Raw genomic sequence first — 12070 nt, 5'->3', positions numbered from 1 at the left:
CTGACGGTAGCGCCTGCACAGCGGATAACGTGGGGCGGATGGGGATCGGCGAGCTGGACCGGGAGGCGCACGTGCCCGAGGGACGTCCGAGTGGGACCGCGGGAAGCCCGCGCACGCTGGCCGAGGCGCTGCGGGCGCGCGGGGACGACGGTCTCGCGGCGCTGCTGCGGGCCCGCCCCGACCTGCTCGGCCCGGTGCCGAACGATCTGACGCAGCTGGCCACCCGGGCCGGGACGCGGGCCTCCGTGGTCCGGGCCCTCGACCGGCTCGACCGGTTCTCGCTCCAGGTGGCGGAGACCCTGGCGGTGGCGCCGGACCCGGCGCCGTACCCGGTCCTGCTCGACCTGTTCACCGGCTACGACGGCGGACACGAGGAGCCCGAGATCGAGGCGGCGCTGCCCCGCGCGGTGGCGCTGCTGCGCGAACAGGCGCTGGTGTGGGGCGACGACGACCGGCTGCGGCTCGTACGGACCGCGCGCGAGCTGCTGTCGCCGTCGCCGCAGCACCCCTCCCCCACCGGGCTCGGGCCGACCGTCGCCGAGTCGACGGCCGGGATGTCGCCGGGCAGGATCCAGGAGATCGTGGCGGCCGCCGGGCTGCCGTCCACCCACGACCCGGTGTCCGCGGTCGCCGCGCTCACCGCGCTCTTCACCGACCGGGAGCGGATGGCGGCGCTCCTCGACACCGCGCCGCCGGAGGCCCTCGCCGTGCTCGACCGGCTCGTGTGGGGCCCGCCGTACGGCGAGGTGACGGCGAAGCCGACGCCGCCGGTGAGCTGGCTGCGGGACCGGGGGCTGCTGCTGCCGGTGTCGCCGCGCACGGTGGTGCTGCCGCGCGAGGTGGCGCTGCACCTGCGGGGCGGGCGGGCGCACCGGTCGCCGGAGCCGCGCGCCCCGGAGGTGCGGGTGGCGCGCGAGTACCGTCCCCAGGTTGTGGACAGCGCCGCCGCCGGGCAGGCGTACGGGGCGCTCTCGACCGTCGAGGAGCTGCTGAAGTCCTGGGACCACGGCGGCCCGCCGGTCCTCCGGGCCGGCGGCCTGTCGGTGCGGGACCTCAAACGGACCGCGGCGGCGCTGGACGTGCCGGAGCCGGTCGCCGCGTTCTGGCTGGAACTGGCGTACGGGGCGGGGCTGCTGGCCTCGGACGGCGAGGCGGACGAGCGGTACGCGCCGACGCCCGCGTACGACGACTGGCTCGACCAGCCGCCGGCCGAACGCTGGGCCCGCCTCGTCACCCCCTGGCTGACGGCGACCCGCACCCCGCGGCTGGCCGGCGGACAGGACGCGAAGGGCCGGACGCTGTCCGCGCTCGGCCCCGACCTGGACCGGGCGGCGGCGCCCGAGGTGCGCCACCGGGTCCTCGGCCTGCTGGCGACGCTGCCGCCGGGCGCGGCGGCCGACCCGGAGTCCCTGCTGGCCCGGCTGCGCTGGGAACGGCCCTCACGGTCCTCCGGCGCCGGAGCCTCCGGCCGTCCGGGCGGGGCCCCGGCGGCGGCTCCCGCGGCGGGTGCCGCCGCCGAGCCCGGCGCGGCCGGGCCCTGGGCCTCGGAGGTCCGCACCGCCCCCGCGCCCACGCAGCCGGCGGCCGTACGTCCCCCCGCCGACCTGCGGGAACGCCTGGCCCGCTGGGTCCTCGACGACGCCGAACTCCTCGGGATCACCGGCCGCGGCGCGCTGTCCACGGCCGCCCGGGCCCTGCTCAACCTGCCGCTCTCCGAAGCCGCCCCACCGGCCGCCGAGGGCGGCGGGGTGGAGCCGGAGGTCGCCGTGGAACGCGCGGCGGAGCTCCTCGAACCGCTGCTGCCCCAGGCCGTCGACCACGTCCTCCTCCAGGCCGACCTCACCGCCGTCGCCCCCGGCCCGCTGCTCCGGCCGCTGGCCGACGCGCTCGCCGTCCTGGCGGACGTGGAATCGAAGGGTGGCGCGACGGTCTACCGGTTCACGCCCGGTTCGGTGCGGCGGGCCCTCGACACCGGCCGCTCCGCCTCCGACCTGCACGCCTTCCTCGCCGCGCACTCCCGGACGCCGGTGCCGCAGCCGCTCGCGTACCTCGTCGACGACGTGGCGCGGAAGCACGGGCATCTGCGGATCGGCGCGGCGTCCGCGTACGTCCGCTGCGACGACGACGCCCTGCTCGGCGAGATCCTGGCCGACCGCCGCTCCGCCGCGCTGCGGCTGCGCCGCCTCGCGCCGACGGTGCTGGCCGCGCAGACCGACCCGGCGTCGCTCCTCGACGGGCTGCGGTCGATGGGGTACGCACCGGCCGCCGAGTCCGCGGAGGGCGACGTCCTGATCACCCGCGCCGACGTCCACCGCACCCCGCCCCGCACCGCCCCGGCCCCCGTCCCGGACGGCCCGCCGACCCCCGACGCCACGCTGCTCGCGGCGGCGGTCCGGGCGATCCGGGCCGGTGACCACGCCGCCACGGCGGTACGCAAGGAACCCGCCGTGCCGGTCACGGCCGGCGGCCTGCCCCGCACCTCGGCCGCCGAGACCCTGGCGACGGTGCAGGCGGCGGCCATGACGGGCTCGGCGGTGTGGATCGGCTACGTCAACGCCGAGGGCGCCGCCAGCCAGCGGGTCATCGCCCCGGTCCGGGTGGAGGGCGGCTTCGTGACCGGCTACGACCACACGGCCGACGAGGTCCGCACGTACCCCCTGCACCGCATCACGGGCGTGGCGGAACTGGCGGACGAGGAGGTCTGAGCGCGGGTCCGGCCGTCAGGCGCGCACGTTGCCGGTGAGCAGCATGACGAAGAAGTACATCCAGGCGACCTGGGTCAGCAGCAGCGGGTAGACCGCCGCCAGGACGCACCCCGTGACCGCGAGCCGGACGCGCGCCCGGCGCCGCCGCACGGTCCGGGCGAGGAACCAGCCCGGCGCGACGACCGCGAGGGGCAGGACGAAGCCGGCGGCGAGGAAGACGGGAAGGGCCGTGAACAGGTCCCCCGCGACCGCCGCCCCGCACGACAGCACGGGCGCGAGCAGGGTCGCCGCCAGCGGCACCGCCCACCAGCGGGGGTCGGCGGCGGCAGGGTCGGGGGCAGGAGCAGGGGCAGGGGCGGCGGCAGGGGCGGGGGCGGTGCGCTGGCTCATGCGTCCATCCCACCGGCCGCGCCCCGCCCGTCCCACCGCGCGCCTACTCATCCTCACGCGCCCCGCTACTCAGGCCGGCTCTTGCGGCGGCCCTCCGCCGCCCACTATCTTGACATCAAGATTCTCGACATCAAGGGGGACTGTCGTCATGTCGACGGAGGCTTCGACCTACGCCCTGGCCGGCCTGCACCACGTCCAGCTCTCCATCCCGCCGGGCGGCGAGGACGCCTGCCGCGCCTTCTGGGGCGACGCACTCGGCCTGACGGAGATCCAGAAGCCCCCGGTCCTCGCGGCCCGCGGCGGCTGCTGGTTCCGCGGCGGCGGCATCGAGGTGCACCTCGGCGTCGAGGACGACTTCCGCCCCGCCCGCAAGGCCCACCCCGGCATCCTCGTCACCGGCATCCACGCCCTCGCCGCCCGCCTGGAGAGCCGGGGCACGACCGCCACCTGGGACGACGCCTTCCCCGGCTACACCCGCTTCCACACCGCCGACGACCTCGGCAACCGCCTGGAGTTCCTGGAGCCCACTACCTGAGCTCGGCCCCCTCAGCGGCGCTGACTCACCAGGCGGCCCGGATCCACCTCGACCGGGAACGGCTTCTCGACGACCGTCCCCCGCCCGGCCTCCGCCACCACCCGCTCCACATACCGCCCGTCGCTCAGTTCGGACACGACGAGCGCGGGCGCGGGCTCCAGCTCCAGACGCCACAGGTGCTCGATCCCGGCCTCCGCGTAGTACGGCGGCTTGAGCAGCCGGTCGGTCCGGCGCCCCGAGGAGGAGGGCGAGACGATCTCGACGACGAGGAGGACGGCGTCGGCGTCGCACGTCGTCGGGTTCTCGGCGGCGGCGGCCGCCTCGACCACGACGATGTCCGGAATGAAGAGACCGTCCGGCAGGACGACATTCACAGCTTCCAGGACCTCTGCCGACACACCTGCCGCCTGAACGGCCTGGTCCAAGAGCGACGCCAGGCGGAACGAGGCCCGCTGGTGCATGAATCCCGGAGCCGGTGACGTCAAGAGCGCTTCCCCCATCAATTCACGACGCTGACCACGGTCCTCCCCCAGAGCCAGGACCTCCTCGATCGTCCAGGGCCCGTCATGCGGATCATGCGCGACGCTCATCGCTTGCCACCTCCCTCTCGGCAGTCCGTCGCGTCCAGTGTGGCAGCCCCCGCCGACCACGGCCCCGCATCGGGCAGACTGGAGGATTGGCCGTTACGGGAACGGCCTGCTGCCGGAAGGACCTGATCGCGCGTGAACGGGCCACTCATCGTCCAGAGTGACAAGACGCTGCTCCTGGAGGTCGACCACGAGCTCGCCGACGCCTGCCGGCGGGCCATCGCGCCCTTCGCCGAGCTGGAGCGGGCGCCCGAGCACATCCACACGTACCGGGTGACGCCGCTCGGGCTGTGGAACGCGCGGGCCGCCGGGCACGACGCCGAGCAGGTCGTGGACGCGCTCGTGGAGTACTCCCGCTACCCGGTGCCGCACGCGCTGCTCGTCGACATCGCCGAGACCATGGACCGGTACGGGCGGCTCACGCTCTCCAAGCACCCCGCGCACGGACTCGTGCTGACCACCACCGACCGGCCCGTGCTGGAGGAGATCCTGCGGTCGAAGCGGGTGCAGCCGCTCGTCGGCGCGCGGATCGACCCCGACACGGTCGTCGTGCACCCCTCCGAGCGCGGCCAGATCAAGCAGACGCTGCTGAAGCTCGGCTGGCCCGCCGAGGACCTCGCCGGATACGTCGACGGCGAGGCGCACCCGATCGACCTCGCCGAGGACGGCTGGAGCCTGCGGCCGTACCAGCAGCACGCCGTCGAGGGGTTCTGGCACGGCGGCAGCGGCGTCGTCGTGCTGCCCTGCGGCGCCGGGAAGACGCTGGTCGGGGCGGGCGCGATGGCGAAGGCCCGGGCGACCACGCTGATCCTCGTCACCAACACCGTCTCCGCCCGGCAGTGGAAGAACGAGCTGGTCCGGCGGACCTCGCTGACCGAGGACGAGATCGGCGAGTACAGCGGGACCAAGAAGGAGATCCGGCCCGTCACCATCGCCACGTACCAGGTCCTCACCACCAAGCGGAAGGGCGTCTACCCGCACCTGGAGCTCTTCGACTCCCGGGACTGGGGCCTGATCGTCTACGACGAGGTGCACCTGCTGCCCGCGCCGGTCTTCAAGTTCACCGCCGACCTCCAGGCCCGCCGCCGGCTCGGCCTGACCGCGACGCTCGTCCGCGAGGACGGCAAGGAGGCGGACGTCTTCTCGCTGATCGGGCCCAAGCGGTTCGACGCGCCGTGGAAGGAGATCGAGGCGCAGGGGTACATCGCGCCCGCCGACTGCGTCGAGGTGCGGGTGAACCTCACCGAGTCCGAGCGGCTGGCGTACGCGACGGCCGAGGCGGAGGAGAAGTACCGCTTCTGCGCGACGACGGCGACCAAGCGGCGGGTGACGGAGGCGCTGGTGAAGAGGTTCGCCGGGCAGCAGATCCTCGTCATCGGCCAGTACATCGACCAGCTCGACGAGCTCGGCGCGCACCTCGACGCGCCGGTCATCAAGGGCGAGACGTCCAACAAGGAGCGGGAGCGGCTCTTCGACGCCTTCCGCAACGGCGAGATCAACGTGCTCGTGGTGTCGAAGGTCGCGAACTTCTCGATCGACCTGCCCGAGGCGACGGTCGCCATCCAGGTCTCCGGCACCTTCGGCTCCCGCCAGGAGGAGGCCCAGCGCCTCGGCCGGGTGCTGCGCCCGAAGGCGGACGGCCACCAGGCGCACTTCTACTCGGTCGTCGCCCGCGACACCATCGACCAGGACTTCGCCGCGCACCGGCAGCGGTTCCTGGCGGAGCAGGGGTACGCCTACCGGATCGTGGACGCGGACGAGCTGCTGGGGGGCTGACCCCGGCCGGTCGCCGCCTAGTCCATCAGAGCCAGGAGCGGGGCGGCGACCGCCAGGACGTACTGGGCGGCGACGAGGGTCCGGCGGGGGACGGCGAGGGCCGCCACGCCCGCCAGGGCCGCGAGGCCCGCGGACCAGAAGCCGGCCGTGACGAAGGCGCCGCCGACGCCGTCGTCGGAGATCGCGTCGGTGAGGGTGACCGCCATGGTCGCCACCGTGCAGACCGCGACGAGCAGCAGACCGAGGCCCGCGAGGACGCGGAGGTTCGTGGAGTTCAGGGCGGTGCCGGGGACGGTGTCCCGGGAGCCGTGGTTCGAGGGCGTGTCCGTCGTCATGCCCCGATCCCACCACCGCGGCCCGGGGGCCGGCAGGCGTGCGGGTACTCAGCCGGGGCCGGGCACGTACTCAGTCCCGGTCGCGCGTGTGCGTGGGGCGGGGGTTCCTGACGCCCGCCTCCCGCGGGCCGAGGTCGCCGAGGAGGGTGACGCCCACGGCGGCGGAGCCGAAGGCCCGCAGCGCGGCCACGAACCGGCGGGGGCGGGGGACGGTGGTCACGAGGGTGAAGGTCGTCGCGGTCATGACTCCATCATGGAATCCGGACATTCCCCGCACATCGCCCTGGGGGCGGAACCCGGGGCGAACCGGGGTCCCCCTTACGGCGGACCCCGCCCCCTACGGGAAACGGATTCGCCCCGACCCCGGCACCGAGTTAGAATCACCGGCTTCCCCGCCTCCCGTCCGCGTACGGAGAGCGCCGCCGTCCGGTCGGAAACCGGCGGCCACATCGACGTGTCCGTGTGTCCGTGAGTCCTTGAGTCCGACCGGAGGCTTCACCGTGTCCGCAGCTGTGCCCACCGAAGCTGTGCCCACCGACGACCCGCTCGTGCGCGAGCGGACCCACCTCTCCGCCTCCCGCGCCGCGCTGCGCGCGATGCGCGAGGAGGTGGAGGCGCTGGACATCAAGGACGTCACCGCGAACTGGGTCAACTCGATCGTCCTGGAACGGCAGATCGAGGACCGCATCAAGGCGCTCGCGGACCTCGCCCACACGCCGCTCTTCTTCGGCCGGCTCGACTACCTGCCGCCCACCCAGCACGGGCAGCGCTTCTACATCGGCCGCCGGCACGTCCACGACGCGCAGGGCGACCCCATGGTCATCGACTGGCGCGCGCCGGTCTCGCAGCCGTACTACCAGGCGTCGAAGAAGGACCCGCAGGACGTCGGGCTCCGTCGCCGCTTCGGCTACACGGGCGGCGAGCTCACCGCGTACGAGGACGAGCACCTGTCCGACCCGGCGGAGCTGGAACAGACGAGCCGGCTGCTCCAGGCGGAGATCGAGCGGCCGCGCGTCGGTCCCATGCGGGACATCGTGGCGACGATCCAGCCCGAGCAGGACGAGATCGTCCGCTCCGACCTGTCCGGCACGCTGTGCGTGCAGGGAGGCCCGGGTACCGGAAAGACGGCGGTCGGCCTGCACCGTGTCGCCTATCTGCTGTACGCCCACCGGGAGCGGCTGGCCCGCACCGGGACCCTCGTCATCGGGCCGAACCGTTCCTTCCTCCAGTACATCGAGCAGGTCCTCCCCGCGCTCGGCGAGCTGGAGGTGAAGCAGGCCACGGTCGACGACCTCGTGGCCCACGTCGAGGTGCGCGGTGCGGACGAGGCGGCGACGGCGGTGGTGAAGGGCGACGCCCGGATGGCGGAGGTGCTGCGGCGGGCCGTCTGGTCGCACGTGACGCTGCCGAAGGAGCCGCTGATGGTCGTGCGCGGCTCGCGGCGCTGGCGGGTGCCGGCGTACGAACTGGAGGAGATCGTCCGGGAGCTGACGGCGCGTGACATCCGGTACGGGGCGGCCCGGGAGGCGCTGCCGCAGCGCATCGCGCACGCGGTCCTCGTCCGGATGGAGCAGGCGGGCGAGGCGCCCGACGACCGGGTGCAGAACGCGGTCGCGCGGAACGCGGCGGTGAAGGCCGTGGTGAAGGAGTGCTGGCCGCCGGTCGAGCCCGCGAAGCTGGTGCTGCGGCTGCTCGGCGACGCGGAGTTCCTGGCGGAGCACGCGGAGGGCGTGCTGAGCGAGGAGGAGCAGAAGCTGCTGCTGTGGGCGAAGCCGGCGCGGAGCGTGAAGACCGCGAAGTGGTCGGCGGCCGACACGGTGCTGATCGACGAGGTGACGGACCTGGTCGAGCGGACCCCTTCGCTCGGGCACGTCGTCCTCGACGAGGCGCAGGACCTCTCCCCCATGCAGTACCGGGCGGTGGGCCGGCGCTGCACCACCGGCTCGGCGACCATCCTCGGCGACCTGGCGCAGGGCACCACCCCCTGGGCGACGGAGAGTTGGGAGACCGCCCTCGCGCACCTCGGCAAGCCGGGCTCCCGGGTGGAGGAGCTGACGGCCGGCTTCCGCGTGCCGAGCGAGGTCATCGCGTACGCCTCCCGGCTGCTGCCGCACATGGCGCCGGGCCTCGCGCCGGTGGAGTCGGTGCGGGAGAACCCGGGCGCCTTCGAGATCCGTGGGGCGACGTCCGACGCGGCGGTGGTCGCGGCGTGCGTGGACGCGCTCGGGAACGAGGGCTCGATCGGCCTGATCGCCGCGGACGCGCGGATCGCCCCGCTGGCGGAGGCGCTGCGGGCGGCCGGCCTGTCGTATCTGTCCCCCGGCGAGGAGACCACCGCGGAGTCCCGCCTCACGCTGGTCCCGGCCTCGCTGGCGAAGGGCCTGGAGTACGACTACGTCGTCCTCGACGAGCCGGCGGCGGTCGTCGACGGCGAACCCGACGAACGGACCGGCCTCCGACGCCTCTACGTGGCCCTCACCCGAGCGGTCTCCGGCCTGACGATCGTCCACGGGGCACCGCTGCCGGGGCAGTTGTAGCCCGCCGATCCGTCGCCGGGGGTCAGGCGTACTCGGGGAGGGCTTCCGTCCAGGCTCTGCGGGCGACCGCCGCCAGCACCGGGTTCGGGGTGGGGGCTGTGTCGGGGCCCGGGGTGTCGCCGTAGTAGTAGTCCGTGACGAGGCCCCAGCAGAGGGCCCAGCCCCGGCCCCGGGACCAGGTGGCGTCGTCCAGTCGGGAGGCGGTGCGGAAGAGGGGGCGGGTGGCGGGGGTGAGGAGGGTCCAGGCGGGGAGGAGGTCGGCGGCGGGGTCGCCGGTGCCGAGGCCGCCGAAGTCGATGACGGCGCTGAGGCGGCCGTCGTGGGTGAGGAGGTTTCCGGGGAGGAGGTCGCCGTGCAGCCAGACCGGGTCCCGGTCCCAGGCGGGGAGGGCGAGGGTCCGGTCCCAGGCGGCCAGGGCCGTGGACGCGTCGAGCAGTCCGGCGGCGGACAGCGCGGCGACGGCCTTCGGCAGGTGGCCGCCCTCCCATGCGGTGACGGCGCCGCCGCGGAAGGAGCGGGGCCCGCCGGTGGCGTCGGCCGACCGCAGGGCGACTCCGAAGCGGCCCAACTCCTCGGCGGCGTGCGCGAGATCGGTGACCGGCGAGGCCCATGCGTCGGCGCCGGAGAGCCAGCCGTACACGCCCCAGGGCTGGTCGAAGTCCTCGGTGGCGGCGCCGGCGCCGAGCGGTACCGGCACGGGGAGGGGCAGCGCGGGGGCGAGCCGGGGCAGCCAGCGCTGTTCCTTCTCGATCTGGCCGGCCGCCCACTCCGCCTTCGGCAGCCGTACGACGAGGTCGTCGCCGAGCCGGAACATCGCGTTGTCCGTCCCGGCCGAGGCCACCCGCCGCACGTCGAGCCCGGCCCAGTGCGGGAACTGCGCGGCCACCAGCCGTCGTACGAGCGCTTCGTCGATTCCGTCCGCCATGCGCGCGAGGCTAGTGACCGGGCTGTGGGCCCGCACCGGGTTTTCGCGGGGGTGCGTTACGGGGCGTCGACGGCCGCGCGCCAGGTGCGGACCGCGTCGGCGGAGACCGGGGCGGTCCAGCCCTGGGGGCGGGCGGCGCCGCCGATGTGGAAGGCGGTGAGGCCGGCGGCGCGGAGGCGCGGCAGGTGGTCGAGGCGGAGGCCGCCGCCGACCAGGATCTGCGGCTCGTAGCCGGGTTCGCCGGTGCGGGCGGCCTCGGCTTCGAGGACCGGGAGGCCGGTGTCCACGCCGGCGGCGGAGCCGGCGGTGAGGTAGGTGTCGAGGCCGGGGAGGTCGGCGAGGCGCTTGCGGAGGCCGTCGCGGTCGGCGGCGCGGTCGATGGCGCGGTGGAAGGTCCAGCGGGCGCCGTCGAGGACCGCGATGAGGCGTTCGACGGCGACCAGGTCGGGCTCGCCGTCGGGGGTGAGGAAGCCGAGGACGAACTCGTCGGCGCCGGCCGCGCGGAGCTCCGTGGCGCGGCCGACCAGGGCGTCGACGTCTCCGGCGGCGAAGCCGTCGGCCAGCCGGAGCATCACGCGGAGGGGGAGGTCGACCGCGCGGCGGATGGCGGTGAAGGCGGCGGTCGACGGGGTGAGGCCGTCCGCCGCCATGTCGGTGACGAGTTCGAGGCGGTCGGCGCCCCCGGTCTGGGCGGCGACCGCGTCCCGCTCGTCGAGGGCGATCACCTCCAGGACAGCACGGTTGCTCATGGCGCTTCTTCCTCCGTCGGCGACGCCTACAGGTCTAGTCCAATGAACAGACTAGCCGTGCGAGTGACCTCCCGCATCGTGCTCCGCCGTCTCCGAGGGCGTCGCGGCCGGGGCCGTGGCCGTGGAGGGGGCGCCGGCCTTCACGGTGAAGGCGGCCGTGCGGACCTCGCCCTGGTGCTGGAAGTCGAGGAAGAGGCGGTACGTGCCGGCGCTCGGCGCGGTGGCGGTGAAGGAGACGTCGGGGCCGGGGCCGCCCTCGTTCGGGTGGACGTGGAGGTAGGCGAGGTCGCCCTGGCGGAGGGCGACCAGGTGCCCGTACGCGCCGAGGTAGGGCTCCAGGTCGGTGACCGGCTTGCCCGCCTTGGAGACGGTGAGGCGCAGCTCACCGGCCTTGCCGGGGTCGAGGGTGCCGCGGAGGCGGACCTGGTAGCCGTCGACGGTGGCGGTGGACGCGGCGGCGGGGAGCGGCTTGGGGGTGTAGGCGCCGGGGACGCCGAGGTCGACGCCGAGGGTGAGGTTCTTCGCGCCCTTCGCGGCGGGCTTGAAGTCGGCGAACGCCTTGTAGCCGCCGGCGGCCGGCAGGTCGGCCTCGACGGTCCACGTGCCGTCGGCGGCCTTCACGGGGTGGAGGTGGCGGAAGACCGTCAGGTCGCGGGAGGCGACGATGAAGTGGAGCTCCTTGCCGTGCTCGGTGGTGAAGGCGGTGACCTTCTTCCCGGCGGCGTCCTGGATGGAGAACCTCAGGGTGCTGCGGCCGGCCGGCGGGGTGGGGGTCTGCAGGGCGAGGGTGTAGCCGCCGTCGGAGACCTGGAGGCCGCCGGGGAGTTCCGTGCCGGCCTGGGCGGGGGCGGTCTCGTCGTGGCCCGCGTGGCCGTCGGCGGAGGCGCTGGGCCGCGGGGTCGCGGCGGCGTGGTCGCCGTGTTCCGCCTTCTGGGGCTCCTCCACCGGGCCGACGCCCTTCCCGACCCCGTACGCGGTGCCGAAGGTCGCGGCGAGCGCGGCGGCGAAGGCGGTGATCTTCAGTCCGGTGTTCATGGCTGCTCTCCCTGATGCGCGGTGGCGGGGTTCCTCTGTTCCCTGCACTTCACCATACCCCTAGGGGGTATCAAGTCAAGCCGGTTCGACACTTGCGCCGGATACCACCGGGGGGTATACATGGACCCACACCGCCGATACCCCCCGAGGGTATCTCGGTCCACCGGACACACGATGGAGGACGACATGGGTTCCTGCTGCACCCCCGACAACAGCTGCTCGACCGGCACCACCACGGCGGTCGCCGTCGCCGACGCCACCAGCACCGTCTACGCGGTCTCCGGCATGACCTGCGGCCACTGCCGGACGGCCGTCACCACCGCCGTCGGCGCGCTCGAGGGCGTCCTCTCCGTGGACGTCGACGTCGACGCCGGCCGGGTGACCGTCACCACCGACGGCGCCCCGGACGACGCCGCCGTCGCCGCGGCGGTGGACGACGCGGGCTACGAGCTGACCGGCCGCGCCTGACCGTCGGCACCGTGACCGACCGCGCCTG

Annotated in this window: 12 protein-coding genes; 5 read left to right on the top strand and 7 right to left on the bottom strand. The window is 74.6% G+C overall.

Features of this window, described 5'->3' with window-relative positions; translation table 11 throughout:
• Nucleotides 1-38 precede the first annotated feature (38 nt).
• Nucleotides 39-2705: a helicase C-terminal domain-containing protein gene (locus IF73_RS0121460; RefSeq protein WP_031010500.1), complete on the top strand. Its 2667-nt coding sequence runs from the start codon at nt 39-41 to the stop codon at nt 2703-2705.
• Nucleotides 2706-2720: 15 nt separating this feature from the next.
• Here IF73_RS0121460 and IF73_RS0121455 read toward each other — a convergent pair whose 3' ends face one another.
• Complete coding sequence (locus IF73_RS0121455) at nt 2721-3095, bottom strand: hypothetical protein (RefSeq protein ID WP_107049305.1); 375 nt, start codon at nt 3093-3095, stop codon at nt 2721-2723.
• Between the two features lie 148 nt (nt 3096-3243).
• On the opposite strand from IF73_RS0121455, the gene IF73_RS0121450 reads away from it, so the two are divergent.
• Complete coding sequence (locus tag IF73_RS0121450; RefSeq protein WP_031010495.1) at nt 3244-3630, top strand: glyoxalase; 387 nt, start codon at nt 3244-3246, stop codon at nt 3628-3630.
• Nucleotides 3631-3641: 11 nt separating this feature from the next.
• On the opposite strand, the gene IF73_RS0121445 is transcribed toward IF73_RS0121450, so the two are convergent.
• On the bottom strand, nt 3642-4220 hold the full coding sequence (locus IF73_RS0121445) for a Uma2 family endonuclease (protein ID WP_031010493.1): 579 nt from the start codon (nt 4218-4220) through the stop codon (nt 3642-3644).
• Nucleotides 4221-4352: 132 nt separating this feature from the next.
• Here IF73_RS0121445 and IF73_RS0121440 point away from each other — a divergent pair, with 132 nt between their 5' ends.
• Nucleotides 4353-5993 (top strand): DNA repair helicase XPB, encoded by a 1641-nt coding sequence (locus IF73_RS0121440; protein ID WP_031010491.1) that lies wholly within the window; start codon nt 4353-4355, stop codon nt 5991-5993.
• Between the two features lie 17 nt (nt 5994-6010).
• On the opposite strand, the gene IF73_RS0121435 is transcribed toward IF73_RS0121440, so the two are convergent.
• Complete coding sequence (locus IF73_RS0121435) at nt 6011-6328, bottom strand: hypothetical protein (protein ID WP_031010489.1); 318 nt, start codon at nt 6326-6328, stop codon at nt 6011-6013.
• A 70-nt stretch (nt 6329-6398) separates the two neighbouring features.
• A complete protein-coding gene (locus IF73_RS41110; RefSeq protein ID WP_158822091.1) occupies nt 6399-6572 on the bottom strand; it encodes a hypothetical protein in 174 nt (57 codons plus the stop codon).
• 268 nt (nt 6573-6840) lie between these two features.
• Between IF73_RS41110 and IF73_RS0121425 the strand changes: the two genes are divergently transcribed.
• On the top strand, nt 6841-8865 hold the full coding sequence (locus tag IF73_RS0121425; RefSeq protein WP_031010487.1) for a HelD family protein: 2025 nt from the start codon (nt 6841-6843) through the stop codon (nt 8863-8865).
• A 22-nt stretch (nt 8866-8887) separates the two neighbouring features.
• Here IF73_RS0121425 and IF73_RS0121420 read toward each other — a convergent pair whose 3' ends face one another.
• The 3 genes from IF73_RS0121420 to IF73_RS0121410 are packed head-to-tail and all read right to left on the bottom strand — an operon-like array spanning nt 8888 to nt 11574.
• Entirely contained in the window at nt 8888-9790 is a 903-nt protein-coding gene (locus IF73_RS0121420; RefSeq protein WP_031010484.1) for an aminoglycoside phosphotransferase family protein, read from the bottom strand.
• A 56-nt stretch (nt 9791-9846) separates the two neighbouring features.
• A complete protein-coding gene (locus IF73_RS0121415) occupies nt 9847-10539 on the bottom strand; it encodes a copper homeostasis protein CutC (protein WP_031010482.1) in 693 nt (230 codons plus the stop codon).
• Between the two features lie 51 nt (nt 10540-10590).
• Nucleotides 10591-11574: a hypothetical protein gene (locus IF73_RS0121410; RefSeq protein WP_031010480.1), complete on the bottom strand. Its 984-nt coding sequence runs from the start codon at nt 11572-11574 to the stop codon at nt 10591-10593.
• Nucleotides 11575-11760: 186 nt separating this feature from the next.
• Here IF73_RS0121410 and IF73_RS0121405 point away from each other — a divergent pair, with 186 nt between their 5' ends.
• Nucleotides 11761-12042 (top strand): cation transporter, encoded by a 282-nt coding sequence (locus IF73_RS0121405; RefSeq protein WP_031010478.1) that lies wholly within the window; start codon nt 11761-11763, stop codon nt 12040-12042.
• Nucleotides 12043-12070 lie beyond the last annotated feature (28 nt).

This window comes from Streptomyces sp. NRRL F-5727, assembly GCF_000719555.1.
In the GTDB taxonomy this organism is placed as follows: Bacteria; Actinomycetota; Actinomycetes; order Streptomycetales; family Streptomycetaceae; genus Streptomyces.
The sequence above is the reverse complement of the archived record's forward strand: the minus strand, read 5'-3'. Positions and strand labels throughout refer to the sequence as shown.

Coding starts and splice junctions, on each gene's coding strand:
- IF73_RS0121460 (WP_031010500.1), top strand. CDS start 39: ATGGGGATCGGCGAGCTGGACCGGGAGGCGCACGTGCCCGAGGGACGT.
- IF73_RS0121455 (WP_107049305.1), bottom strand. CDS start 3,095: ATGAGCCAGCGCACCGCCCCCGCCCCTGCCGCCGCCCCTGCCCCTGCT.
- IF73_RS0121450 (WP_031010495.1), top strand. CDS start 3,244: ATGTCGACGGAGGCTTCGACCTACGCCCTGGCCGGCCTGCACCACGTC.
- IF73_RS0121445 (WP_031010493.1), bottom strand. CDS start 4,220: ATGAGCGTCGCGCATGATCCGCATGACGGGCCCTGGACGATCGAGGAG.
- IF73_RS0121435 (WP_031010489.1), bottom strand. CDS start 6,328: ATGACGACGGACACGCCCTCGAACCACGGCTCCCGGGACACCGTCCCC.
- IF73_RS41110 (WP_158822091.1), bottom strand. CDS start 6,572: ATGACCGCGACGACCTTCACCCTCGTGACCACCGTCCCCCGCCCCCGC.
- IF73_RS0121420 (WP_031010484.1), bottom strand. CDS start 9,790: ATGGCGGACGGAATCGACGAAGCGCTCGTACGACGGCTGGTGGCCGCG.
- IF73_RS0121415 (WP_031010482.1), bottom strand. CDS start 10,539: ATGAGCAACCGTGCTGTCCTGGAGGTGATCGCCCTCGACGAGCGGGAC.
- IF73_RS0121410 (WP_031010480.1), bottom strand. CDS start 11,574: ATGAACACCGGACTGAAGATCACCGCCTTCGCCGCCGCGCTCGCCGCG.
- IF73_RS0121405 (WP_031010478.1), top strand. CDS start 11,761: ATGGGTTCCTGCTGCACCCCCGACAACAGCTGCTCGACCGGCACCACC.